At 65.4% G+C, this 25784-nt stretch carries 24 protein-coding genes; 15 read left to right on the forward strand and 9 right to left on the reverse strand.

Annotation, left to right across the window (positions count from 1 at the left end; genetic code table 11):
- Nucleotides 1–470: 470 nt before the first annotated feature.
- Nucleotides 471–1703 carry an MFS transporter gene (locus tag GV790_RS18915; RefSeq protein WP_178128119.1) on the forward strand — a complete coding sequence of 411 codons (1233 nt, stop codon included), beginning with the start codon at nt 471–473 and terminating at the stop codon, nt 1701–1703.
- Between the two features lie 133 nt (nt 1704–1836).
- On the opposite strand, the gene GV790_RS18920 is transcribed toward GV790_RS18915, so the two are convergent.
- Complete coding sequence (locus GV790_RS18920; RefSeq protein WP_163814663.1) at nt 1837–2778, reverse strand: LysR family transcriptional regulator; 942 nt, start codon at nt 2776–2778, stop codon at nt 1837–1839.
- Nucleotides 2779–2857: 79 nt separating this feature from the next.
- Nucleotides 2858–4213, reverse strand: coding sequence for a phenylacetate--CoA ligase family protein (locus tag GV790_RS18925; protein ID WP_163814664.1), 1356 nt, complete (start codon nt 4211–4213; stop codon nt 2858–2860).
- Nucleotides 4214–4602: 389 nt separating this feature from the next.
- Here GV790_RS18925 and GV790_RS18930 point away from each other — a divergent pair, with 389 nt between their 5' ends.
- The 6 genes from GV790_RS18930 to GV790_RS18955 are packed head-to-tail and all read left to right on the forward strand — an operon-like array spanning nt 4603 to nt 10304.
- A complete protein-coding gene (locus GV790_RS18930) occupies nt 4603–5748 on the forward strand; it encodes an acyl-CoA dehydrogenase family protein (protein ID WP_163814665.1) in 1146 nt (381 codons plus the stop codon).
- Nucleotides 5749–5783: 35 nt separating this feature from the next.
- Nucleotides 5784–6287 (forward strand): MaoC family dehydratase, encoded by a 504-nt coding sequence (locus GV790_RS18935; protein ID WP_163814666.1) that lies wholly within the window; start codon nt 5784–5786, stop codon nt 6285–6287.
- A 4-nt stretch (nt 6288–6291) separates the two neighbouring features.
- The gene (locus GV790_RS18940; protein ID WP_163814667.1) at nt 6292–7497 is read left to right on the forward strand and encodes a thiolase family protein; all 1206 of its coding nucleotides are present in this window, start codon (nt 6292–6294) and stop codon (nt 7495–7497) included.
- A gap of 19 nt (nt 7498–7516) precedes the next feature.
- Complete coding sequence (locus GV790_RS18945; RefSeq protein ID WP_163814668.1) at nt 7517–7939, forward strand: Zn-ribbon domain-containing OB-fold protein; 423 nt, start codon at nt 7517–7519, stop codon at nt 7937–7939.
- 51 nt (nt 7940–7990) lie between these two features.
- Nucleotides 7991–9157 carry a CaiB/BaiF CoA transferase family protein gene (locus GV790_RS18950; protein WP_163814669.1) on the forward strand — a complete coding sequence of 389 codons (1167 nt, stop codon included), beginning with the start codon at nt 7991–7993 and terminating at the stop codon, nt 9155–9157.
- Nucleotides 9150–10304, forward strand: coding sequence for a CaiB/BaiF CoA transferase family protein (locus GV790_RS18955; RefSeq protein ID WP_163814670.1), 1155 nt, complete (start codon nt 9150–9152; stop codon nt 10302–10304). The genes GV790_RS18950 and GV790_RS18955 overlap by 8 nt, the downstream gene beginning before the upstream one ends.
- Before the next feature lie 95 nt (nt 10305–10399).
- Here the strand turns inward: GV790_RS18955 and GV790_RS18960 are convergent, their stop codons facing one another.
- Entirely contained in the window at nt 10400–11338 is a 939-nt protein-coding gene (locus tag GV790_RS18960) for an alpha/beta hydrolase (RefSeq protein ID WP_163814671.1), read from the reverse strand.
- 323 nt (nt 11339–11661) lie between these two features.
- A complete protein-coding gene (locus GV790_RS18965; RefSeq protein ID WP_163814672.1) occupies nt 11662–12891 on the reverse strand; it encodes a CaiB/BaiF CoA transferase family protein in 1230 nt (409 codons plus the stop codon).
- A gap of 317 nt (nt 12892–13208) precedes the next feature.
- Between GV790_RS18965 and GV790_RS18970 the strand changes: the two genes are divergently transcribed.
- A complete protein-coding gene (locus GV790_RS18970; RefSeq protein ID WP_163814673.1) occupies nt 13209–14123 on the forward strand; it encodes an alpha/beta hydrolase in 915 nt (304 codons plus the stop codon).
- An 85-nt stretch (nt 14124–14208) separates the two neighbouring features.
- Here GV790_RS18970 and GV790_RS31895 read toward each other — a convergent pair whose 3' ends face one another.
- The gene (locus GV790_RS31895) at nt 14209–14478 is read right to left on the reverse strand and encodes an antibiotic biosynthesis monooxygenase (protein ID WP_163814674.1); all 270 of its coding nucleotides are present in this window, start codon (nt 14476–14478) and stop codon (nt 14209–14211) included.
- Nucleotides 14479–14802: 324 nt separating this feature from the next.
- On the opposite strand from GV790_RS31895, the gene GV790_RS18980 reads away from it, so the two are divergent.
- From GV790_RS18980 to GV790_RS18995, 4 genes are all read left to right on the forward strand, one after another.
- Complete coding sequence (locus GV790_RS18980; protein WP_163814675.1) at nt 14803–16356, forward strand: aldehyde dehydrogenase family protein; 1554 nt, start codon at nt 14803–14805, stop codon at nt 16354–16356.
- Between the two features lie 68 nt (nt 16357–16424).
- A complete protein-coding gene (locus GV790_RS18985; RefSeq protein WP_163814676.1) occupies nt 16425–17969 on the forward strand; it encodes an aldehyde dehydrogenase family protein in 1545 nt (514 codons plus the stop codon).
- A 137-nt stretch (nt 17970–18106) separates the two neighbouring features.
- Complete coding sequence (locus tag GV790_RS18990) at nt 18107–19225, forward strand: NDMA-dependent alcohol dehydrogenase (protein WP_163814677.1); 1119 nt, start codon at nt 18107–18109, stop codon at nt 19223–19225.
- A gap of 51 nt (nt 19226–19276) precedes the next feature.
- On the forward strand, nt 19277–19717 hold the full coding sequence (locus tag GV790_RS18995; protein ID WP_163814678.1) for a nuclear transport factor 2 family protein: 441 nt from the start codon (nt 19277–19279) through the stop codon (nt 19715–19717).
- Nucleotides 19718–19833: 116 nt separating this feature from the next.
- Here GV790_RS18995 and GV790_RS19000 read toward each other — a convergent pair whose 3' ends face one another.
- Nucleotides 19834–20298, reverse strand: coding sequence for an aldehyde dehydrogenase family protein (locus GV790_RS19000; protein WP_256673389.1), 465 nt, complete (start codon nt 20296–20298; stop codon nt 19834–19836).
- A 211-nt stretch (nt 20299–20509) separates the two neighbouring features.
- Here GV790_RS19000 and GV790_RS19005 point away from each other — a divergent pair, with 211 nt between their 5' ends.
- Complete coding sequence (locus tag GV790_RS19005) at nt 20510–20725, forward strand: aldehyde dehydrogenase family protein (protein ID WP_306043336.1); 216 nt, start codon at nt 20510–20512, stop codon at nt 20723–20725.
- Nucleotides 20726–20829: 104 nt separating this feature from the next.
- On the opposite strand, the gene GV790_RS19010 is transcribed toward GV790_RS19005, so the two are convergent.
- Nucleotides 20830–21573, reverse strand: a complete 744-nt coding sequence (locus GV790_RS19010) for an N-acyl homoserine lactonase family protein (RefSeq protein ID WP_256673390.1) — start codon at nt 21571–21573, stop codon at nt 20830–20832.
- Nucleotides 21574–21894: 321 nt separating this feature from the next.
- Here GV790_RS19010 and GV790_RS19015 point away from each other — a divergent pair, with 321 nt between their 5' ends.
- A complete protein-coding gene (locus tag GV790_RS19015) occupies nt 21895–23016 on the forward strand; it encodes an NDMA-dependent alcohol dehydrogenase (protein WP_163814680.1) in 1122 nt (373 codons plus the stop codon).
- Between the two features lie 606 nt (nt 23017–23622).
- Here the strand turns inward: GV790_RS19015 and GV790_RS19020 are convergent.
- Nucleotides 23623–24204 (reverse strand): TetR/AcrR family transcriptional regulator, encoded by a 582-nt coding sequence (locus tag GV790_RS19020; protein WP_178128120.1) that lies wholly within the window; start codon nt 24202–24204, stop codon nt 23623–23625.
- 258 nt (nt 24205–24462) lie between these two features.
- Nucleotides 24463–24867: a nuclear transport factor 2 family protein gene (locus tag GV790_RS19025; protein WP_163814681.1), complete on the reverse strand. Its 405-nt coding sequence runs from the start codon at nt 24865–24867 to the stop codon at nt 24463–24465.
- Between the two features lie 114 nt (nt 24868–24981).
- Between GV790_RS19025 and GV790_RS19030 the strand changes: the two genes are divergently transcribed.
- Nucleotides 24982–25542, forward strand: coding sequence for a PadR family transcriptional regulator (locus GV790_RS19030; protein ID WP_163814682.1), 561 nt, complete (start codon nt 24982–24984; stop codon nt 25540–25542).
- The last annotated feature ends 242 nt before the right edge of the window (nt 25543–25784 follow it).

Here is a 25784-nt window from a genome sequence, read left to right on the forward strand (position 1 = left end):
CAGCAGGCCGGTCAACCCCCACCCGGTAACCCCTGGACCGGCAACCGGAGGCGCCGAGGTAGATGTCTGGTCTTGTGCGAGTTGTGTCACGCGCTGGCCCTCGCCTCGGTCTTTCGACCTTCGATGTCGCCTGCCCGGCCCCTCACGCCGGGCAGGCGATCAGCTGTGGTGAGAAGTTGCATTGCCCCGGCCGTCTTTTGGTTGCGGAGCCCCGGACGCTGTACGACCAACCTCGACTGCCGGCCACCCGGTCGCGGCGTCAGGTGGTGAGCCGGACGAGCGGCGGTTCACGACGGGGTCCACTGAACTACCACTCTCACTCGCCATATAATATATGATGCGTAACACATTGGCGGGACAAGGTGGTCATCGCCACAGCATCGAAGGGCCAGCGCGTGACACAACTCGCACAAGACCAGACATCTACCTCGGCGCCTCCGGTTGCCGGTCCAGGGGTTACCGGGTGGGGGTTGACCGGCCTGCTGGTGGTGCTCTATCTCCTCAACGCCTCGGATAAGGCGGTGTTCGGTCTCATCGCGCAACCGTTGCGTGAGGATCTGGGGCTGACGGCGTCGCAGATCGGGTTCACGGGCAGCATGTTCTTCCTCGCGTTCACGGTCGGAGGTTTCTTGGCCGGCCCGATCAACAAGGTGCTGGCGTTGCGGTGGTCGATCGCGATCATCGCGGTCCTGTGGGGATTGGTGATGCTGCCCTTGGTGGTGTGGGCGACCTTCGCGGTGCTGTTCCTGAGCCGCGTGTTGCTCGGGTTCACCGAGGGCCCGACGTCGGCGTTACTGCATACCGCGGCGTACTCGTGGCATGCGCCGAGTAAGCGTGGATTACCCAGCGGGCTCATCCTTTCCGGGAGCATGCTGGCCAAAATGGCTGTTGTTCCGCTGCTGGCGCTGGTGGTCGCCGACCATGGGTGGCGTGCGGCGATCATCGTGCTCGCTGCGGCGACGGCACTGTGGTGTGTGCCGTGGCTGATCACCTGGCGGCCCGGGCCCCACACGGTGGGTGGGAATCGTTCAGTATCGGCGGACGCGAACTCGGAACCGGCGGTGGCGTGGCGACGGCTGCTCTCATCGAAGACCTTCGTATCCGCGGTCGCGGTGGCGATCGTCGCCTATGCGCTGATGTCGGTCGTATTGACCTGGTTGCCGTCGTATTTCGAGCAGGGCCTCGGCTATTCGCGGTTGGAGTCCGGCGCGTTGTTCGCAGCACCGAGCCTCGTCGGGCTGACCACCCTGCTGGGCGGTTCGTGGCTCAGCGACCGGGCAGCCAGTCGAGGATTGTCGTTGCGGCTGGTGCGAGTGGTCGCGCCGTGCGTGGGTGTGTTCGTGGCGGGCCTACTGCTGCTGAGTCTGCCCATGCTGGGGTCGCCGATCCTGGCAGTGGTGGCGGTGTCTGTGGCCTATGGGCTGGTCGTGGCGATCTTCCCGCTCCTCAATGCGGCGGTCACCGCGACGTGCCCGCCGCAGCAGACCTCCGGGGTGATCGGGGCGTTCTTCGCGTTGCAAGCGATCGGCGGCATCATCGGTCCATGGACGATGGGCATCGTCGTGGACGCGTCGGCAACGAAGGTCGACGGGTACACCGCCGCCTTCCAATGCCTCGGTGTCGCGGGCTCGATCGCAGCGGTAGCGGCATTACTTCTCGCCGACCCCGCCCGTGACCGTGAGCGCCTCCGGGCGACACGCTGACCGCCCGTCTCGGTCATCAGCCCCGCGACCCGCGACACCGACAGACGACCATCTTGGGCGAATTGGATCCGGCATCGGAAAACGCTGACCGGAGCCCCTGGTCCGAGACCACGGGCTCCGGTCGGCGTCGTTCTCAGAGGTCGTCGGCCGGCTCGATATCGTCGGCCGGTCGGGTCAGCAGCTGTTCGATGAGGACCTTTGTCGCAGGGCTGAATTCGCGACCGCGCGCGGTGGCGAGGTGGATGCGCCGTTCAGCCCATGGCTCGGCCAGGTCGAGCACGGCGACGCGGCCGGTCCATTCGTGGCCGACCAGGCATTCCGGCTGCACAGTGACGCCGAGCCCGGCGTTGACCAGGCTGATCGCGGCGCCACCGCTGCGCAGGACGTGCTTGGGCTCGTACTCCTCGCCGATACGCCGCGCAGCGGCGCGTAGCGCGCCGACCAGTGCGCGCGGGGCGATCAGTTTCTCCGGCAACAGGTCTCGGATCGTCACGCTGGTCTGCCCGCTGAGCGGGTGACCGAGCGGCACCACCGCGACGATGCGGTCGCGCCGGTAGGGCGTCACCTCGACACCGTCGAGGTCGAGGCCATAGGCCGAGGCGAACACGCCGAGGTCGGCCTCGCCGCGTGCGACTTCCTGCACGATGTCGGCGTTCTCCACCTCGTGCACCACCAGATCGACCAGGGGGTACTGGCGGCTGAACTCACCGAGCTCGCGGGCCAGGAACGGCACGATGATCGACCGAGCCGACACTATCCGCAACTCGCCCTGCACACCCTCGGTCAGTGCGGCGAACTCCGTGCGCATGTCGTCGAGGCTGTCGAAGATCATGCGTGCGTGGCGGGCCAGGATGGCACCCGCCGGACTCGGTAACACACCTTTGGGGGTGCGGTCGAGCAGCTTGACCCCGGCGATGTTCTCGAGCACCTGGATGCGTTTGGTCGCGGTGGACGCTGCGATGTTCTCGCGAATCGCAGCGAGGCCGATCTGTTGTTCTTCGATCGCCGAGAGGAACAGCCGCAAGGTGAACAGGTCCACCTGCCGAATCAGATGCAACCGGTTGAGGGTGCCCATCCCACCTCCGCTGTCGAGCTGTGACCGGTGCTTCCGATCATAGTCGAGCACCGAACGAAGAATATTTTATACGTCGCATTCAGGAGGTGGGCACTCGCTCGATGAGAGCGACCTTGACGTGGTCGGGTCGCTTCAACGTGCCGTCGGGCACCAGCTCCACGATCGTCTTCACATTGAGCGCCGATCGCACCCGCTGTTCGATGGTGGCGCGCAGATCGTTCTGCTGGTCGGTGCTCAGACCCCGGGCGAACTCGACTGCCAGCGGCAGCGGACGCTGGGTGGAGTGGCCTTCGAAATCGGCGCGGATGCGCATCTCGCCGGTCGTCGCGGGTGCCAGTTCCATGACCAGTTCTTTGACCGCGGAGGGGAACAGGTTGATGCCGCGCACGATGAGCATGTCGTCGGTGCGGCCGACGCAGCGCACCTTGTAACCCGTTCGGCCACAGGGGCAGTCGGTCCCAGTGACCACCACGTGGTCACGGGTGCGGAAGCGCAACAGCGGCGAGGCCTGGCGGCGCAACGCCGTGTAGACGAGTTCACCGCTGGCGCCTTCGACCGGGGTCACCTGGTCGCCCGTCTCCGGATCGATGAGTTCGGCGATCATCAGGTCCGGTGACAGGAAATGCATGCCGTCGCCGACTTCGCATTCACCCCAATAGGTGCACGCGATGTCGGTACCGCCCAGCATTTCGCGCACGGTGGCACCCCACAGCGATTCCAGCTTCTCGCGCACGGCGGGCAGGCCGCCGCCCGGCTCGCCACCCACGCTGATCGTCCTGACACCCAATTCGCCGGCCGCCCGCCCGACGATCTGCGGGGCCTGCTCGGCGAGGTGGGTGAGGAAGTAGGGGGTGCCGATGAGTGCGTTGGGGCGCTGGTCGGCCTGTACTCGCAGCAGCCGTTCGGCGCCGGCCTCGGCGCCGATGGGGATGTCGACGATGCCCATGTATTGCAGGATCTGCACGACCGGCAGGCCGCCGACGAAGCCCTTGCTCATGCCGAAGCCGTGCAGCAGGCGGTCGCCGGGGCGGAAACCGTTGGCGTACAGGGCACGTGCGCCGAGCTCACTCCAGACGCGGATATCGCTCTCGGTGAGACCGACGTAGGAAGGTGAGCCGGTCGTGCCCGAGGACGCTTGGATCTGCACGATATCGGCGTCGGCGGCGGCCACGTGCGTGCCCAGCGGTGGTGCGGCGGCGAGACTGTCGCGCAATTCCTGTTTCTCGGTGAACGGCAGACCCGCGAGGTCGGCGACCGTCGCGATCTTGTCGATATTCACGCCGTGTTCGGCGAACTTCGCCCGGTAGAACTCGCTGTTCGCCGCCAGATAGGCGAGCTGCTCCCGGAGCCGCTCGTCCTGGACCCACCGCGACTCGGTCGCGGACAAGGTCTCTACGGCACTCCAGTACTGCGCCGAGAAAGGAACACTTCTCATGATGACTCCCGAATGGCCGATGCAACGCCGCCGCGCTACCGTGGCGTTCGGCGACGAGTGTGCTCCGACCATAGTTCGGCCGGTACTGCTATTCAATTCCCTGTTTTCGAACTGCGGCTTCGGGAATTTTCACTTGCCGATCGGCAGGGTGGCGGGCATCCTCGAAATGTCGCCGCCGCGCCCTCTGACCTCGTGTTTCAGGAGGTCACCCAGGCAAGTTCGATCGAAGCAGGCGGAGCATCCGCCGGGTTTTTCGACACTCGTGGGGAACTTCGAAGCAGTCGAATGGCGAATTCGAAGAACATCACTTGGCGCACCGAGTGAGTGGGAATTAACGTCCTGCTCAGAAAAGACATCATCCGAATCCATCGCATTACGGAGCACACAGAATGAATTCGAACTTCCTGGACGAGGCGCAGGCCGCCTGGCTCGACGTCGTGAACAAGTTCATGGACGACGAGATCACCGTCGAATACGTGCGCAAGTGCGATGTGGGCCGCGAGTACCCGTACGAGGCGTACGAGAAGATCGCCGCGCAGGGCTGGCTCGGCATCCTGATCGACGAGGCTGACGGCGGTTCCGGCGGCGATATCTTCGACTACTCGCTGATGGCCGAGGGGCTGGGCAAGTTCGGTTTCGACTTTGCCTGCTCGGTGTTGGTTCCCACCTTCACCGCGATGAACATCATCAAGTACGGCACCGCCGAGCAGAAGGCGCGCTACGTCAAGCCGTTCATCGACGGCCAGATCCGCTTCTCGGTCTCGATCTCCGAGCCCGACGCGGGTTCGGACGCCTCCAACACCAAGACCCGCGCACGCCGGGACGAGAACGGCGACTGGATCGTTTCCGGGCAGAAGCTGTGGTGCTCGGGTGCCGCTGCCGAGAACACCGTCATCGCGATGCTGGTGCGCACCGACGCCGGTGACAAGCACGGCGGCCTGTCGGTCCTGCTGATCCCCAACGACACCCCAGGCCTGGACATTCGCAAGCTGCCGACGCTGTCGCGCCATGCCACCGGCACCACCGAGATCTTCCTCGACGAGGTCCGTGTCCCCGCCGACGCGCTGCTGGGCGAGGTCGGCCAGGGCTGGAAGATCATCACCGAGCACTTGGAGCTGGAGCGCTGCGCGGTCGCCGCCGCCTACGTGGGTAACGCCCAGGAGGCGGTCAGGGCCGCCAACAAGTACGCCCACGAGCGCATCCAGTTCGGCAAGCCGATCTACGAGTTCCAGGTGCTCAAGCACATGCTGGCCGAGAACCAGACCCGGGTCGACGCCGCGCGGCTGCTCTGCTACCGCGCCGCCAGGATGAAGGCCGCCGGCTTGCCCGCGCCCCGCGAGACCTCGATGGCCAAGCTCTACGGCTCCGAAACCCTCAAGCAGTGCGCGCTCGACGGCATGCAGATCCTGGGTGGTTACGCCAACCTGCCCGAGGCCGATATGGAGCGCTACCTGCGCGAGAGCGTGCAGTCCACCATCGGCGGCGGTACCTCGCAGATCCAGCGCACCATCATCGCCAAGTCGATGCGCCTTTGAGCCGCATTCACCCACGCACACCCAGGAGAACTTCGATGGCCACCATCAACAACCGCATCGACATGCCGCTCGACGAGATCGAGGTCGGTACCGTCTTCCGCTCCGGCGGACGCACCATCACCGAAGCCGACGTAGTGAACTACTGTGCGCTGACCGGCAATTGGATCGAGATCCACTCCAACGTCCACTACGCCGCGCAGACTCGCTTCGGGGAGCGTCTGGTGCAGGGTTCGCTGACCTACTCGCTGATGACCGGCCTGATCCAGTTCGGCCCATCGATCCAGGCGAACTATGGCATCGACAACCTGCGCTACCTGAAGCCGGTGCTGATCAACGACACCATCTACGTCACCGCCGAGGTGATCGGCAAGAAGGACAAGGACGAGAAGTACGGCGTCGTCACTTTCCTGATGAAGGCGCTCAACCAGCACGGTGACGTGGTTCAGCGCAGCGAGTGGAGCCTGCTCATGCTGCGCAAGCGCGAGGACCTCGAGGCGCTCGTCGGCGCGTCGCTGCCGACCGAGAAGGTCCGGAGCTGAGGTCATGACCGGACAACCCGTCGCCGCGATCGTCGGCATGGGCGACGCCTATGCCACGCGCGCGAACCGCAAAGACCCGCTGCAACTGGCCGTCGAGGCCACCGTGGCGGCGCTGGCCGATGCGGGGATCACGAAGAACCAGGTGGACGCCCTGTTCACCGGTCGTTCGCCGTGGGCCGATAAGCGCTCGCAATGGAACAACATCTTCGCCTCGCACATGCAGATGCCGTTGACGTTCACGAGTGAACTGACCCTGCATGGCGCCGGCCTCACCGCCTCGCTCGCGCAGGCATCGCAGATGATCGCCGCGGGCAAGGCGGAGTATGTGCTCTGCCTGCAAAGCGATGCGACGGAGTTGTTCGTCGACGCGGTGGCCATGGGCGCGGAGGCCGACGCGGATCCGCAGTTCGAAGTGATGTACGGACCGACGATCCCGTCCCTCTACGCCCAGGCCGCCCGTCGGTACTTCCATGAATTCGGCATCACCGAAGCCGATCTGGCCGAGGTTGCCGTCGCCAATCAGCGCTGGGGCGCGCATCATCCGCACGCGGCCAAGGCCAAGCACGGCGAGATCGATGTCGCGACCGTGCTCGCCTCGCCGTACGTGGCCACCCCGTTGCGGCGGTGGATGTGTTCCACCTGGGGTGGCGGTACCGGCGGCGCACTGGTCGTCACCGCACCCGACAATGTGCGACCCCATCAGAAGCCGGTCTACCTGCACGGATACGGCTCGGCCACCACCCACGAGTACCTGTCGGACCGGATGAACATGCGCACCTGCAAGTTCGCCGACTTCGGCGCCCTGCCGAACCTCACCCATACCGCCACCATCGAGGCGGCGCGGCAGGCCTACGCCATGGCCGGGCTCGGCCCCTCCGATATCGACATGGTGCAGATGTCGGTGAACTTCGCGCATATGGGCCCGATCGTCATGGAGGACCTGGGCTTCGCGAAGAAGGGCCGGGGCATCGACGTTTATCGTGAGGGCCGCACGGGCGTCGACGGCGATCTGCCGACCGACACCAACGGCGGCTGGCTGTCCTTCGGCCAGCCGGGTATCTCCTGCAACATGGACACCATCGTCGAGACCGTGCGCCAGCTGCGCGGGGAGGCGCTGGGGCTCGCACCCACCCGCAAACCGGAAACCGCGCTGGTCCAGGGTGCGGGCGGCATGTTGGCGGCCGGCAGCGTGCTGGTGCTGGCGGCCTGAGCGGAATCGGAGAACAACCATGAGCGAAGCAACCGCACCCAATGATTGGCCGCAGCCGTACCGACTGCTCGACGCCGCACCCTACTGGGCGGCGCTGGACGAGCGGCGCCTGACTTTTCAGCGCTGTGCCGGCTGTGCCGAAGCGGTCTGGCCCGCACACTCGTACTGCCCCTACTGCTCCTCGCCGGAATTGGCCTGGGAGGAGTCGGCCGGGCGCGGCACTGTCTACTCCTTCAGCACGGTGATGCGGGGCCCGACCCCGGTGTGGGCGTCGATCACGCCCTACACCGTCGGATTCGTGCAGATGGCCGAGGGCTACCTGCTCTTCGCCCAGATCGAAGGCGACCCCGAATCCATCGCGATCGACCAGGACGTCACCGTCCGGTTCGTCGAACGCGGTGCCCAGACCATCCCCGTCTTCACCGCCGCGAACCCCGGGTAAAGGTGCACGATGACAACACACGATCGACCACGACCAGGGCAGGAGCAGCCGATGCAGAACGAACTTCCGCTGTCCGGAATCGTCGTGGTCGAACTCGGTGACAGCGCCTCGGCACCGTTCACCGGCAAGATCCTGGCCGAGCTCGGCGCCGAGGTCTGGAAAGTGGAGCGCCCGACCGGCGACTCGTCACGCGGCTGGGGCCCGAGCATGTGGAAGGGCAGCGGCGCGGCGTTCCACGCACTGAACCGCGGCAAACGGTCGATCAAGATCGATATCAAGGATCGCGATCAGCTGGCGTTGCTGCACCAGTTGATCGCCGAGCGCGCCGACGTGTTCCTGCACAATCTGCGGCCGGGCTCCGCGGCGAAATACGGGCTGGACGCCGAAAGCCTGCGGGTGACCAAGCCCGAGCTCGTGCATTGCGAGATCGGCGCGTTCGGGCACACGGGCCCGATGAACACCCTGCCCGGCTACGACCCGCTGATGCAGGCGTTCTCCGGGATCATGAGTATCACCGGCGAACACGACGGACCACCGGTGCGAGCCGGGGTCTCGATCATCGACTTCGGTACCGGCATGTGGGCGGCCATCGGCATCCTCGCTGCCCTGCATCGGCGCCGATCGAAACTGGACGGTGCCGCGGTGAACGCGTCGCTGCTGGAAACGGCGATCGGGTGGATGTCGGTCGGCGTGGCCGGCTACAACACCGATGGCGCTCCCGGCGAACGCCACGGTTCGGGTGTCGCGTTCATCGTGCCGCACCGCGCGTACTCGGCCGCCGACGGCGATCTGATCGTCAGCTGCGGCAACGACGGACTGTTCGCCCGCCTGAGTCAGGCGCTGGGCCGGCCGGAGTGGGCGAGCGACGATCGGTTCGCCACGAACACCGGACGCCTGGCCAACCGGGCCGAGATCGACCGGCTGATCGGCGAACGGTTGGCCGAGCATCCGCGGGAATACTGGCGGAAACGCTTGCAGGACTTCGGTGTTCCGGTCGCACCGGTGCAGACGACCGCCGAGATGGTTGCCCATGAGCAGACCAAGGCCCTCGGCATCATCGGTGCGCCCGCCGAGGACGAGATCGGGGTCGTCGGACTGCCACTGTCGTTCGATGGCAAACGACCGCCCCCATTGCCGGCCGCTCAGGATATCGGCGGTGCCGACGACGAGCTGCGTGCTCTGCTCGGGCACCACAGCGGCGAAACCGGCAATGACTAGCCGCAGCGGCCCACTGACCGGCATACGCATCGTCGAACTCGGCGGGGTCGGGGCGGTGCCGTTCGCCGCCATGCTGCTGTCGGATCTCGGCGCCGACATCATTCGGCTGGACCGACCGCCGGGCTACGACGGCGGAGCACCGATCGACGCACGGTTCAATCTGCTCAATCGGGGAAGGCGCAGCGCGGTCTTCGATCTGAAGAAGCCCGCGGCGGTCGAGGCGGTGCTGCGGCTCGTCGGGAAGGCTCAGGTGGTGCTCGAGGGGTTTCGGCCCGGGGTCGCGGAGAAACTCGGCCTGGGCCCCGACGAATGTATGGCCGTGAACCCGGCGCTGGTGTACGGCCGGATGACCGGGTGGGGCCAGCGCGGGCCGCTCGCGAACGACCCCGGTCACGACGTCAACTACATCGCGCTGACCGGAGTGCTGCATTCGGTGGGTCGCGCGGGTGAACAACCCGTCATCCCACTCAATCTGGCGGGCGACTTCGGCGGTGGGGCACTGTATTTGGCGTTGGGCGTGGTGTCGGCGTTGCTCGAGAGTCGTACATCCGGCCGGGGCCAGGTCGTCGATGCCGCCATGGTCGACGGCTCGGCGTCACTGATGACGCTGTTCTACGGGCTGTTCGCCGCGGGCTATTGGAGCGACGAGCGCGGCGTGAACCGGCTCGACTCGGGCGCACCCTGGTACAACGTCTATGAAACCGCCGACGGTGGCTGGATCAGCGTGGGCGCCAACGAATCCCGCTTCTGGCGCAACCTGCTGCGAGTGCTCGGCATCGAAGAATCGGACATGCCCGACCAACACGACAAGTCACAATGGCCGGCGGTGCATGAGAGGTTCACGACGGTGTTCCGCACCAGGACCCGCGACGAATGGTGTGCTCTGGCAGTCGGGCAGGAGGCGTGTCTGACGCCGGTGCTATCGCTGACCGAGGCGCCGCGACACGCACACCTGCGAGCACGCGGCACCTTCGTCGATGTCGCCGGCGTGGTCCAGCCCGCGCCGGCGCCGCGTTTCAGTCGCACACCCGGCGCTGTCCAGCGTCCTCCGGCACAACCGGGTGAACACACCGACGAAGTATTGAGCGACTGGGGGTTCACCCCAGCCGAGCTGACCGCCCTGCGCGATCAGGGCGCCATCGGCTGAGTTCGGGGCAACCGTCGTTCCTCCGCGGGGCAGCGGCAGCCGGTAGTTCTCGTGCGACTACCGGCTGTCGGCCGGCCGAGCCGGATCGCGGCGTGTCAGAGGTGCTTGGCGAAAAACGGAATCGCCTTCTCCAGCGCGGCGCCCGCGCCCTGTGGCTGGTCGTAGAGGTCGTAATGTGACACGCCCTTCAGCACGACGAGTTCCTTGTCGGCCGAGGCGGCACGATTGTAGATCTCATAGCCGTCGCGGTAGGCCCCGAAAGCACCGGGCTTGTCACCGATGACGATCAACGCCGGTTGGGTCAGCAGAACCTCGGCGAGGTGGAACGCATCCCAGCCCAGCGCGGAGGCGCCGTGCGCGACATCGAAGGTCGCGGGACCGTTGGGAGCCTGACCACGTGGTGTGCAGTAGTAGTCGTACGCCTCGATGACGTCGATGTCGCCGATCTGCTTCGCGACCTCGGCGGATGGCGGCAGTGCGGCGCTCACCTGGCCCTCGGCGCCACCGAGTTCGGCCGAGCGCTGATCGGCGACCGCCTGGAGGGCAGCGACAGGCCCGCCCTGAGCGATCGAGTTCTCCCGCACCATCCGTCCGTAGTTGACACCGGTGATGGACACCACGGCCTTGAACCGGCGCTCGGTCATCACGGCATTGAGCGAATATCCGCCACCGCCGCACACGCCGAGGACGCCGATTCGGTCGTTGTCGACATAGGGGAGGGTGGTCAGGTAGTCGGCTACCCGCCGGAAGTCCTCGACCCGCTGCGTCGGATCCTCGACCCGGCGCGGGCTGCCGCCGCTCTCGCCCTGGAAGCTCGCGTCGAAGGCGATGGCTACATAGCCTTCATCGGCCAAGCGGGTCGCGTAGATGTTTCCCGCGGTCTGTTCCTTACAGCTACCGATCGGATGTGCGCAGACGATCGCCGGATAGGTCTTCGAACGGTCGAACGAAGGCGGGAAGTACAGATCCGCGGCGATATCCCACGCCATGTCCGGATTGCGAAACTTCACGTGCTCGATGTTGTCTGTCGACATCAGCTAGCCCCTTCCGTCATCTTCGTGTGCTGCGGATGAAGGCCGCAACCGGCCGATATCTTCGGCCTGTTCATACTCTCTGCCGTTGGCCAGTCGATTACCAGGGAGAATTCATGCCTAGGAACGCGGTGCGCCTCCGGGTGGGACACACCACCCCGAGGCGCCGCCGCGCGACGTCCTCGCCGGCCAAGGTGCGCGCCCTGCCCGATAAGCGGTTGCCGCCTGCACGCGGCCCGATCACCGGGAGCCGTCATGCCCGCATCGACAAGCTGCCGAATCATCACGATCGCCGGCTCGATCTGTGCCTGCGGGTGGTCGAACGCTCAACCCGGCACCGAACCGGATCGGGCCTGCAAGGTCTCCGGTGTGTGGGCCGCACCCGTCGACACGAGGTGTTCGATCTCGTCGGCACCGAACCCGTACTCGCTCAGGATCTGCAGCGAGTTCTCGCCGAGTCTCGGTGCGGGGTACCGCAATTCGGGTGTGTCGTCGCTCCACCGTTGCGGGATGCCCAGCGATCGCAGCAGGCCTTCGGTCGGGTGTTCCTCCTCGATGAAGAACCCGACGTCTTTCATGTGCGGGTCGTCGAGGAGGGTTTCGGGGGTGTTCATCTCGATGGCGGGGATGTCGGCCTCGGACAGGATCTGCACCCACTCCGCCGTCGTCTTGGTCGCGAGTACGTCGGCGAGGAAGCGGTAGAGCAGGCCGATGTTCTCGGTGCGGCCGCCGATGTCCGCGAAGCGCGGGTCCTGCGCCATTTCCGGCTTGCCTGCCAAGGAGAAGAATCGGTGCCAGTGCTTGTCGTTGTAAACGTTCACGCCGAGATAGCCGTCACGGGTCCGGTACGGACGACGGTCGGAGTTCATCATCCGGGCGTAGCCGGAGGTGCCGATCGGGGGAATGAAGGTGTGACCGTAGAGGTGATCGCCCATGGCGAACTGGGCGAATGTCTCGAACATCGGCACCTGCACCTCCTGGCCGTGCCCCGAGCGTTCGCGGCGGTAGAGGGCGGTGGTGACCGCGTTGGCCGCGGCCATGCCGACGACGCGGTCGGCGATCGCGGTGGCGATGTAGGTGGGCTCACCGGTTTTGCGGCTCTGCAGAACCGGCATGCCGACGGCGGCCTGAATCAAGTCGTCGTAGGCCGGCCGGTCAGCGTAGCGGCCGTTCTGGCCGAAACCGAAAGCGCCACAATAGATCAGGCGTGGGTTTCGCTCGCGCACCTGCTCGTAGGCGAGACCGAGCCGTGCCATCGACTTCGGACGCAGGCTGTAGAGCAACACATCCGCCGAAGCCAGCATGCGCTGGAGTGCGGCGTTGCCGTCGGCCGACTCGAGATCGAGCACCAGGCTGCGCTTGTTGCGGTTGAGGTGTAAGAAGATCGCGCCCATGCCGGGGTTGCGACGTGGACCGACACCACGGGTGGTATCCCCGGCCACGGACTCGATCTTCACGACATCGGCGCCCATATCGGCCAGCAGCAACGACGCGAACGGGCCCATGAAATTCGAGGTGAGGTCGAGGATGCGCACGCCGTCGAGCGGTCCGGCCATGGTCGTCTCTTTTCGTGATGGGGGAATACGGCGCCGGGGCAGGTCACCGGCAGGATCGTGAATCGTGCCGGGAGCACCCGAGGCTCGGTCACCGGCTGCCCTCATCGTAGCCCGCTCGGCTGCCCGAACTCGGTGACATGTTCCGAAGCGGAAATTCGCGATGGTCGAATCGCGGGCGATCACCCGCGTGCCAGTAGTTATCAGTGGGCTCGAGAGTTCATAGGAAGAATCCTTCCCATTGTCGGCAGGTTCTGCCGGAGAGAAGGTTGTCGCATCGGCTTCGAGCCGGACAGATCTCATCGAAAGGATCGTGCCTGATGCGCACAAGTGTCACCTTCCCGAGCAACGGCCTGCGCCTGGCGGGCATCCTGTTCACCCCCGACAACCGCGGCGGCGAGCGCCTGCCGGCCGTGGTGGTGTCGCACCCCGGCGGTGGTGTCAAGGAGCAGACCGCCAGCATCTACGCGCAGCGCCTGGCCGACAAGGGCTACGCCGCCCTCGTGTTCGATGCCGCCTACCAGGGCGAGAGCGAAGGGGAGCCGCGCTTCCTGGAAGACCCCTTCCAGCGCAGCGAGGACGTCAAGTCGGCGGTCACCTTCCTGACCACCCGTGACGACATCGACCCCGCCCGCATCGGTGCCCTCGGCATCTGCGCCTCCGGCGGTTACGTGCCCTTCGCCGCGCAGACCGATCACCGCATCAAGGCGGTGGCCACCGTCAGCGGCCTCGACATCGGCGACTACCTGAGCAACGGCCTCGGCCGCACCCAGGACCCCTCGGTGCTGCAGGAGATGCTCGACGCCGCCGGCGCGCTGCGCACCGCCGAAGCGCAGGGCGCCGAGCCGAACTACCAGATCTGGGCGCCGCCGAGCGCCGAAGGGCTGGAGGACGCGCCCGATCTGTACCGGGAGGCGCACGACTACTACCGCACTCCGCGCGCACAGCACCCGCGGTCGGAGAACAAGTGGTTGTTGCAGAGCATCGACCGTATCGCCCAGTTCGACGCCTATGCCAAGATCGCGATGATCTCCCCGCGTCCGCTGCTGATGATCGTCGGGTCCAAGGCCGACACCGCCTACTTCAGCGAGGAGGCCATCGCCAAGGCCGCCGAGCCGAAGGAGTTGTTCGTGGTCGATGGCGCCAGCCACATCGACCTGTATGACGTTGACCAGTACGTCACCCAGGCCGTGGACAAGCTCGAGGAGTTCTTCGGCAAGGGTCTGGCCGGCTGATCCCGGTCACCGTCCGCGTCTGCCCCGCACGGGTAATCCTCGTGCGGGGCAGACGCTTTCGCATATCAACCAGGCTGTCTTCACCTCAGATGCCCAGGAAGTCGTGGTAGCGGAAGGTGATCTCGCCGTCGAGCATCTCGAGGAGTTCGGCGATCACGCCGGATTCGTCGCGCCAGGCGAGGTAGGCCTCGAAATCCGAACGGCTGTCCCACTTCTCGACGAACAGGATACGGGCGGGTTCGTCCTGGTTGCGCGCGATCTCGACGTTGATGTTGCCGGGGTAGCTGCGGGTGCCCGGCAGGTTCTTGATGAACCATTCGCGCAGATCATCGAACCGGCCCTCTTTTGCTGTCATGTCGATTGTCACCTGAATAGCCATGAGAATGCAGACTCCTGTCGCGGAATGGGAATGTTCGGCGGTACTCCGGCAGCGAACGAGATGACCGTAACCTGCATCACATTCTATGCCAATTGACGTTTCGGAAATCGGCGATTCGGTCCGGGTGAAGTGCAGCAAGGCGCGCGAACCGAGTGTCCAAGAATCTGGACACTCGTGTGATCTGTATTTCCCTACTGTCGACACCGTGCCGCTACGCATCGGCAACGGTGCCTGGCGGACGCCCGACCATTCACACATTCCCGCCCCGCCGGATCCGGCAACTCGAACAAAAGGTGAGAAATGACTGCCACCCTCCCCGAATCCGCAGCCGTCGACCGTGACGGTGTGCCGCACTACCGGCTGTTCATCGACGGTTCGTGGGTTGATACCGATACCGTGATCCCGGTGATCGATCCGGCCACCGAAGAGGTCGTGGTCACCGTCGCGCAGGCCGACACCAGCCACGTCGACGCGGCGGTCGCCGCCGCCAAGCGAGCCCACGAGTCCGGTGTCTGGCGCAACACCCCGCCCGTCGAGCGGGCCGCCGTGATCGACCGCGTGATCGCCGCGCTCAGTGCCAAAATGGACGATCTCGCGGTGCTCAGCGCCAAGGAGACCGGCATGCCGCTGCGGCTGGCAGGTGCCATCGGCGTCGGTTTCCCGCTGATGCACCTGGGCCACTACGCGGAGCTGACCCGCACCTATGAGTGGGAGCGCCCGGGGCCGGTCACTGGCCAGGTGCTCTCGGCGAGCTTCATCCGCAAGGAGCCGGTCGGCGTGTGCGCCGGCATCGTGCCGTGGAACTTCCCGGCAGTCATCGCTGTGTGGAAGTCGATCCCGGCCCTGGCCGCGGGTAACACCGTGGTCCTCAAGACCGACGAGAAGACCCCGATCTTCGCCCTCGAACTGGCCCAGCTGCTGCAGGAAGCGGGACTGCCCGACGGTGCCCTCAACGTCGTCGTCGGTGACGGCCCGACCGTCGGCGCCCACCTGGTCAAGCACCCCGACGTGCGGCTGGTGTCGTTCACCGGCTCCACCGCCACCGGTCGGCAGGTCATGGCCGACGCCGCCGGCACGGTCAAGCGCGTGCTGCTCGAACTGGGCGGCAAGGGCCCGAACATCGTGCTCGACGACGCCGATCTGACTGCGGCCGTGGATGGTTCGATCTACGCCTTCTTGCTGCACGCGGGTCAGGCGTGTGAGTCCGGCACCCGGCTACTGCTGCCCGCATCGATCCACGACGAGTTCGTCGCCCGTCTGGTCGAGCGGTTGAAGACTTTGAAGATCGGCAGCCCGCTGGACCCGGCCACCGATATCGGTGCGGTGATGAACAAGACCCAGCACGAGCGGATCCTCGGCTACATCGAGAAGGGCAAGGCCGAAGGCGCGACCCTCGTCCACGGCGGTGGCGTGCCGACCGGTGCGGGCTTCGAGAAGGGTTACTGGGTGGAGCCGACGGTGTTCACCGGCGTCACCAACGACATGACCATCGCCCGTGAGGAGATCTTCGGCCCCGTGCTGTCGGTACTGAAGTACGACTCCGAGGACGAGGCGATCGAAATCGCCAACGACACCGAGTACGGCCTGGCCGCCGCCGTGTGGAGCCGCGATAACCAGCGTGCGCTCGAGGTGGCCCGCCGGATCGAGGCCGGTTCGGTGTGGATCAACGACTACCACAACATCTCCCAGTACCTGCCCTTCGGCGGATACAAGCAGTCCGGCACCGGACGGGAGCTCGGCCCGGACGCCCTGAACGAGTTCACCCAGGACAAGAGCATCACCGTCGATTTGTCCGGTGATGTCAGTCGGCGCGCCTATGGCCTGGTGCTGAGCACTCCTCCCTCGGCCGAATAGCGGTACCCACTGAACCTGTGCGCGCTCGGGAATCGGGCTCGTATTCGAGAAATCCAATGGAGAATCGCATGGGGAACGAAGATCCCGCATCCAGTTCCGTACGTCGACGAGCACGCGTGAGTTCGCCCGTGCCGACGGAACCTGTGGTGAGGCCCGCTTTCGGTTCGGAGGCGGCCGTGGGTCGCCTGCTCATCGATGGTGAGTGGGTGCCTGCGGCCTCAGACGCGACGTTCGACGTCATCGATCCGGGCACCGAAGTAGTGATCGGACAGGTCGCCGAGGCGTCGGCGACCGATGTCGATGCGGCAGTGCGGGCGGCAAGGCGCGCATTCGACGAGGAGCGCTGGTTGCGTTTGTCACCGGCGCAGCGCGCAGTGGTGCTGTGGCGGGTCGCCGATCTGGTCGAGGCGAGGATCGATGAACTGGCTCGGCTGGAGAGCCTGGATGTCGGAGTTCCTGTCTCGCAGGCGAAGCTGATGGTGGCCGAGGCCGTCAACCAATTCCGCTACTACGCGGGCTGGGCCGACAAGATCCAGGGCACCACCGTCGAGATCGGTCCCGCCGATCGGCGTATGCAAGGCGCCACCTACCGGGAGCCGGTCGGGGTGGTCGCGATGATCGTGCCGTGGAACGCGCCGCTGATCGCCATGTCGATGAAGCTCGCGCCCGCGCTGGCTGCCGGGTGCGCGTGCATCCTCAAGCCGTCGGAGGAAGCGCCGCTGTCGGCGCTGGCGCTGGGGCGGATCCTGACGGAAGCGGGTGTGCCGGCCGGTGTCGTGAACATCGTCACCGGCTTCGGGGCGACCGGCGCGGCAATGGCCGAACATCCCGGGATCGACAAGATCAGCTTCACGGGATCCACCGAGGTGGGGCGAAGGATCGTCGCGGCGGCCACCGGCAACCTGAAGAAGGTGTCGCTGGAACTCGGTGGCAAGTCGCCGGTGATCGTGCTGCCCGATGCCGACCTGGCCGCTGCCGCGGCGGGCATCGCGCTCGGCGTGTTCTGGAATTCCGGCCAGATCTGTACCTCGGGCACCAGGTTGTTCGCGCATGCCGACATCTACGAGGAGCTGATCGAAGGGATCGCCGATCAGGGCCGCGCCATGAAGATGGGCTACGGCACCGACCCGGATGTCGTTCTCGGACCCCTGATCTCGCGACGGCAACTCGACCGTGTGGCGGGCTATGTCGACGGCGGGATCGCCGCGGGCGCCCGGGTGATCAGCGGCGGAAGACGCGTCGGCCGGACCGGCTTCTTCTTCGAGCCGACGGTCATAGCGGACGCTTCACCCGAGATGGCGATCGTCCGCGAGGAGATCTTCGGACCGGTCCTCGCCGCTCTGTCGTTCACCGACCTGGATGAGGCAATCGCCTCGGCCAACGACACGGAATACGGTCTGGCGGGCAGTATCTGGACCCGTGATGTCGCGCTCGCGCACCGGATCGCCCGACGCCTCCGTGCCGGCCGGATCGGCGTGAACGTTCATCGGGCGGGTGGGGTACAGATGCCTGTTGGTGGATTCAAACAGTCCGGCTGGGGCAGGGAAAACGGCCCCGACGCACTCGAGCAGTATCTCGAAACCAAATCAGTCGTCACTCTGATCGATCGCTGAGCGCATTCGGGATGGCGGCATGCGCATTCTGGATTGTGACGTGCGTCGCAATGCTCCTAGCATCGTCCCAAAGGATAGTGCTCGACGGCGGCAGGTGAATCATCCTGTTGCACAGTAGAACTGGTGAGGAGAAGGTCATGCAGGTACGAGGCGCGATCATCTGGGAATCTCCCGGAAATCTCGATGTCGTGGATATGGAATTGGATGATCCCCGGCCCGACGAGGTTCAGGTGAAATTGGTTGCCTCGGGGATGTGCCACTCGGACGACCATCACGTGACAGGTGATTCACCGCTGACCGGTTGCCCTTTCGCGCTCGGACACGAGGGCGCCGGGATCGTCACCAAGGTCGGGCCCAACAGCAAAGGTATCGAAGAAGGCGATCATGTCGTCTTCGCGGCCATACCGTCCTGCGGGCACTGTCGTTGGTGTGCCTCGGGGATGTCGAATCTGTGTGATCTCGCAGCCGGTATCTTGGCGGGGCCACGGTGGACCGACGGCACCTACCGGTTGCATCTGCCGGACGGCCGGCCGGTAGGACAACTGTGCGGTATCTCAACGTTCGTGGAGACCACGACCGCGTCGCTGGACTCTGTCGTCAAGGTGGACAAGGACATTCCACTCGACAAGGCATGCCTGGTCGGATGTGCGGTGAGCACGGGATGGGGTGCGGCTGTCAATTCGGCTGCCGTACGGCCCGGCGACACCGTCATCGTGATGGGAATCGGTGGGATCGGCGTGAGTGCACTGCAGGGCGCGCGGTTCTGTGGTGCGGAGAACATCATCGCGGTGGATCCGGTGGCGTTCAAGCGGGAGAAGGCGGCGACCTTCGGTGCCACGCACGCGGTCGCGACGATGGACGAGGCTGCGGAGATCGCTCGCCAGTTCACCAACGGTCAAGGGGCGGATTCGGCGATCGTGACAGTCGGAATTCTGAAGGCTGAATACGTGGCCCAGGCATTCTCGGCGATTCGAAAAGCCGGTACCGTCGTTGTGACGGCGATCGGTCAGCACGACGCTGTCGGCGTGCCCATTTCATTGCACGACCTGACCCTCTCGCAGAAGCGTCTGCAGGGCTCGCTGTTCGGGGCCACGAATGGAAATTGGGATATCAAACGACTGCTGAACCTGTACCGGTCCGGGTCATTGAAACTCGACGAGATGGTGACCCGTACCTACACGCTCGACGATGTCGCGCAGGGCTATAAGGACCTCCACGACGGAACGAATATCCGCGGGGTCATCACCTACGGATAGGCGCCGCTTTATCACCCGGAATTCACGCGAGTCGAAAGTCGGATCAATACCATGACGAATCTCGATACGGGACTGGAGCAGAAGATCCAGTGGGTCGTCGACCTCGAGGAGATCAAGATCCTGATGGCGAAGTACTGCCATGGCATCGACAAGAAGGACGAAGCGACCTTCATGAGTATCTGGTCCGAGGACGCGGACTATCTGCTGCCTCGCGGGGAGGGCCACGGCACCGACGGCGTGCGTGAACTGGTGCGGAAGGTGTGGCGCGAAGTCCCGCAGTGTCATCACCACATCACCAATCCGGTGATCGATGTGCAGGGTGATGCCGCGACCGCGACCACCGATGTCTTCTACTTCCGTCTCACCGCGGACGGTACCCGCGTGCTGCTCTCCGGAACGTACGCGTTCGAATTCGTCAAGCGCGACGGGGAGTGGAAGACGCGGAGCCTGGCATTCACCAGCTTCGTACCGGACAGCCCGGTTTTCGCGTAGCTTTCCCAGCACTGCCCAGGTAGGGCCCGCCGATCACGACCGGCGGGCCCTACCCGAATAGGGGCGGGCACCGTCGCGGTGTCGCAGCCGCACCCACCACCCTCGGCGCCCGCCTCTCAGAGTGGCCACTGAATGTGTTTGATTTCGAAGAATTCGCGGAGTCCTTCTTCGCCGCCTTCGCGGCCGATGCCGCTGTGGCCGGGCCCGCCCCAGGGGGCATCGGGACGCATGCCGCCGCCGTTGATGGTGACGGTCCCCGACCGTAGTCGGCGGGCGATGTCGATGGCTTGTGGTGTGAGTCCCCAGATGTTGGCGTTGAGTGCGTATTTGACGTCGTTGGCCATGCGGACGGCGTCATCGAGGTCGGTGTAGGGGATGACGACGCCGACGGGTGCGAAGAGTTCTTCCTGGGCGATCTCGGCTTCGTTGGGGACGCCGGTGACCAGGGTCGGCTCGAGGTAGAAGCCCTCGTCGAGGCCGGTCGCCCGCCACCGACGGGGATGTCGGCGCCGGCGTCGCGGGCTCGGGCGAGTCTTCTTATGCAGCGAGAGCAACCGGAACTCCGGTGGCCCTCGCTGCATGTATAGCGCCTTGCTGTTGCTCTACTGCTGTCCAGGAAGTGTCCTTCCACGACAAGAGGCCATGGCGGCGGTGTAACAGAGCAATACATCCACGCACCGTGGTGTGCACGATCGCCGGGACTCGGCACCGTTTCGACCTTCGGGCATGGAGGGCATTTCTGCGAAGGGTTGCGCCACAAATCCATATGCTCCGGCTCCACAGTAATCGCCGATGTCGACGCGGCGGTGCGCGCTGCGGACGTGGTTCAACAAGAGTGGTCCGCAGACCTGCCCGCCGGTCCGTGACGGCACGATCGGCGTCAACAGTGCCTCGTTCCCGATGGAGGCGCCGTTCGGCGGAATGAAGAACAGCGGTATCGGTCGCGAACTGGGGCCGGGCGGCCTCGACGCTTACCTGGAGTCGAAGACGATCTTCCGCGGCTGCTGATACGGCGACGGAGCCGACGTATCGGTCCAACGTCGAAGAGGAGGCAGTGATGAGATCCACCGGCAAAGACTTGGGCCAGCAGGACCGTACTCCCGTTCGGGCGTTCAGCGCGCGGTCATCAATTCTGCCGCGCTGGTGATCTCGGCGCCCCCGGCGCGCAAGCTTGCCCAGTCCTGCTGGTCGTGGCTGATCCAGATGGTGGTGCCGGGTTGGGTACCGAGGAGTTTGAGCTTCTGCAGGGCGCTGTGCTTTTGGACGTTGTCCACGTCGAAGGGCATGCCGATGGTCAGGTCCACGCTGGCCTTCTTGTGGGCGGCGTCGCTGGTGAGCACCAGAGTGCTCGAGTCCGGCAGGCGCAGTTTCAGCCCGAGAGTGCCCGGCGTGTGTCCGGGCAGCGACAGCAACACGACGCTGCCGTCCCCGAACAGGTCGTGGTCGTAGCCGGCGGGAACCTCGTTCCAGGCGATCTTTCCTGCCGCTTCGATGTCTTCGGTTCGGAAGAACGGGGCGTCCACTGTGCGTGGGGTCCGAGCGTAGCGGAGTTCGCCGGCACCGATGAAGCCTTGCGCGTGCGGGAACAGTTCGAGGCCGCCGGTGTGGTCGAAGTGCATGTGCGAGAGCACGATCCGGCGGACATCGGTGGTCTTGTAGCCGAGCGCTTCGATCTGGCGGTCCAGCCGGTATGACTCGGGGAACTCGATCCGGAACGCGGCCGCCAGTTCACCGTACGCGGCGGCCGGATCACCGGCGCCCGCCAGGCTGGTGTCGAACAGCATCAGCCCTTCGTCATGCTCGATCAGGAAAGCGGGCGAGGGGATCGTTTCACTCTCCCCGCCGGTGCCGAGCATCAGGACGCCGCAGTCGACGGTGAGCCGTGGGGCGTCGAGGGCCCAGACTCGGCGGACGGTATCGATGGCCATGAATTCTCCTCGAGGCGAGCTTAAACTACTGTGTCGCGAATTTCGATGACCACAGCCCATTGTGGGTGTGACCCCATTCACAGTCAATTCGGAGACTAGCGCGCGAAATACGCCAGACCAAGTGAAGAAATGCGAATACGTACTTCACGAACCAGAAATTGACCTCGGTGGGTCAGGGTGCGAGCATCGAGTTGCCAGGCAACACAACGGGTCACACGCCCGACCCAGCACTTTCTGAGGGAGCCATCGATGTTGACACGGGGCGCAGTGCTGCGCGAATCGCCGGGAAGCTATGAAATTGTCGAGATGGAACTCGACGATCCACGGACCGGTGAGATCCGGGTCAGGATGGTGGCCAGCGGGCTGTGCCATTCCGACGATCATTTCGCCACCGGTGACCAGACCCCTGGAATTCTGCCTATCGCAGGCGGGCACGAGGGCGCCGGCATCGTAGAGGCAGTCGGGCCGGGCACGACCGGCTTCGCCGAGGGCGACCATGTGGTGTTCTCATTCCTGCCGGTCTGTGGCCGTTGCCGCTGGTGCGCGAAAGGACTGCAGAACCTCTGTGATCTAGGGGCGTTCCTGGCCACCGGCGCCCGCTTCGACGACCCCACCTCATTCCGGCTCTCGCTGGACGGCGCGCCGGTAGGCCAGCTTGCCGGGCTGGGGACGTTCTGCGAGTACGTCACCGTGTCGGTGTCATCCGCCATCCGCATCGACCCATCGATCCCTCTCGACGTCGCGGTGCTCGCAGGCTGCGGTGTCGGCACGGGGTGGGGCGCGGCCGTCAACTCGGCACAGGTACGTCCCGGTGACGTCACGATCGTGATGGGTATCGGCGGGATCGGCATCAACGCGGTCCAGGGTGCCTCCCACGCCGGTGCAGGAGCGGTGATCGCCGTAGATCCCGTGGCATTCAAACGCGAATCGGCTCTGAAACTCGGTGCCACACACGCTGTTTCCTCAATTGAAGAGGCCGATGAGCTCGCCCGTTCGATGACGAACGGCCAGGGCGCGGACTCGGCGATCGTCGCTGTCGGTGTGACCACCGGCAAGCACATCGGCCAGGCATTGCAGGCGGTGCGCAAGGCTGGCACGTGTGTAGCTGTGGGCTTGGGCGATACCTTCGTCAAGGACGGCGATATCGACCTGCACCAACTCATCCTGTTCCAGAAGCGGCTGCAGGGCTCGCTGTTCGGCGCCTGCGCGCCGACCGCTGATATTCCGGCCCAGCTGGCGATGTACCAGCAGGGCACCTTGAAACTCGACGAACTCGTCACCACCCGCTACCTGCTCGAGGACGTCAACCAGGGCTTCGATGACATGAAAGCGGGCCGCAATCTACGCGGCGTGATCGTTCACCAGGGCTGATCGGCACGCACTCTCGCTCGTCGGACCTGCGACGGGGCATGATCGGTCGACTTCGATTATTCGACACTGCCCGCGCTTCGATCTCGGCGCCACGCCGGGGCCTGAACCGCGTCGAGCATCGCACCTGCCCCGTGCCGACCAGTACATGCCGATGCGCGCCCGGTACGGACAGAATTGATCTCAATGGCCATGCCGACCGCCACCGCCGCAGTGATCAGACCGATTACGCAGTTGTCTGAACGCAGCGCGGCAGTGATGACTAACTGCTCGGTTCTTGATGTCTCGCAAGTCATTTCGGGCTCGGCGAGTTGGCGGCCGCTTCCATAATGGCCACCGCCAACACCACGCACAACCTGCCAGGACACACGCGGTGAAGCTCCGATCGTCGGGCTGAACCAAGCGCTCGAGCCCGCGATCACGGCAATCCCGGGCGGGATCTTCCGTGAACGAACGCGGTAATTGCTCGCGCACCCATTGCGGTGTTGCACCTGACCGGGCGCCGGCCTCATCGCCAATGAACAGCAATCGGGGGAATCTCAGTCAGAGCCCGCGCTCACGCTGCGGAGAGACCTTAGCGTGAGCGCGGCCCGGCATGGTGTCAGCTGGTTACGCCTCGTCGCCGAAGGCCCGCAGAAAGGTGGCGACCGCATTCTCGGCGACTTCATGTAGCTCGGCATCGGAGATTCTCCGGGTCCCCATTCTGGTGCGCGCTTCCAGTGGCGCAGTGAGCAGGGCGCCGAAGTGCTCGGCGGCAGTCGCGGGCTCCCCGACGAGATTCAGCCGGCCGGTCAGAGCAAGTTTGGCCAAGCGCGCGGTCAATGCGTCGCCGACTCGGTCGGAGGCTTTGCCTTTGACGATGTCGAGTAGGTCCGGCATGGTCGGCATGTGCGCCTGCAGCAGGCGCCGCAGCGCCACGGACCGTTCGTCGCAGTAGCACTCGGCGAGCCGGAGCGCGGTCTCGGTCAGTTGCATCGTGAGATCGCCGCTCCGGTCCAGGATTTCGACCGCAGCCAAGTTGCGGGTCAGCGCTTGCTCGGACAAGTTGGCCACCAGTTCGCGGAACAAGGCCTCCTTATCACCGAAGTGGTTGTAGATCGTGTGCTTCGCGACCTGCGCCCGGGCCGCGATCGCATCGACCCCGGCCCGGTAGTAGCCCTCTCTGGAGAAGACGATGAACGCGGCGTCCAAGATCGCCTGACGCTTGTCGATCCGCCCAGTCGGGCGGTCGGGTTTCGGCCCAGTCTCAGATGGAGATGGTGCGGCGTTCCCCGGCTATCGCATCATCGACCCGTTGCTCGGCGAAGAGGTCAGAAACATCCGAATCGCCGTCAGGACACGGCCTTCCCAAAACAACCCGATGGAGCTGGAGGTGCCCGCGCACGCTGCTAGGTGGCGTCGCCGTCAGCCCGGCGTCAACCGCGCCGACAACAATCGCCCCGTAATCGCTCACATCCCTGTGAGCTGCGCGGTGGCCTCGGCCTTGATCTGCTCGAACTGTTCACCCATCCGCGCCGCGAGCGCTCGAGCCGCCGACAGTGGACGCACCATGACCATGAAGTCGTCGATTCGGCCCTGCTCGTCGAAGTGCAGGAAGTCGCAGCCGGTGATCTGTTTGCCGTCTACCTTCGCCTCGAAGATGAACGCGTGGTCGCGCCCGCCCGGGTCGGCGATTTCGCGCACGTAGCGGAAGTCCTCGAACACGCGCATCACGCCGCGCAGGATGGCCGCGGTGATCGCCTTGCCCGGGTACGGCGTGAACGCCACCGGACTAGTGAACACCACATCGTCGGCGAGCAGCGCTTCGATGGCCGCCTCGTCACGGGCCTCCACGGCCGCCCGGAAGGGATGCATATCGCCACCTCTCATAGTCAACTTGTTGACTCGACTGTAATGAGCTGTCAGCGACGTGTACAGAGCGGATTGAACAACTATTTGAGTAATCACCTCGGGTGTTACATTGAGTGGGTGGCGCTACGGAACGCGGTGTTGGCCGCCCTGCTCGACGGCGAGGCCTCCGGCTACGACCTGGCCAAGAGCTTCGATGCCTCGGTGGCGAATTTCTGGATGGCGACGCCGCAGCAGCTGTACAAGGAGCTCGAGCGCATGGCGGCCGAGGGACTCGTCGAGACACGGGTGGTGCAGCAGGAGCGCCGGCCCAACAAGCGCCTGCACACCATCACCCCGGCCGGGCGTGCCGCCCTGCGCGAATTCATCGGCTCGGCGGCCAAGCACACCGCCATTCGCGACGAGATGATGGTGAAGGTGCAGGGCATGGACGTCGAGGACGCGCAGGCGGTGCGGGCGTCGGTGGCCGAGCGGATGGAGTGGGCGAAGGCGAAACTGGCCCGCTACGAGCGTCTGCGCACCCGGTTGCTCGACGGCCGCAGCGAACACGCCTACCTCGCCGAAGCCGAGCGCATCGGCCCCTATCTGACGCTGCTGCGCGGAATCTCATTCGAGCAGGAGAACATTCGCTGGGCCGAGTTCGCCCTGGCGGCGATCGACCGGCGCGTCGCGCACGTATAGCGGGGCCGGGTCCCGCAGGCGCGTTGTCGCCGGAACACTGCGCGCGTCAACGTTCGTTCAGCCGGTCACCGGCAGTGGTGCGGACCTGAGCAGATAGGGGCTGGGGCGGGCGCCGTACTCGACCGCACACAGGCCGCCGACCTCTGTGACATCGGATCCGGACCATCGATCGCGATGGTCCCGGAGTACTCGGTGAGCAGGCTCGGATGCTCGTAGATCGGACTGTGGAAGAACCAGGTGAC

The organism is Nocardia cyriacigeorgica (assembly GCF_010858045.1).
Taxonomy (GTDB): Bacteria; Actinomycetota; Actinomycetes; order Mycobacteriales; family Mycobacteriaceae; genus Nocardia; species Nocardia cyriacigeorgica_E.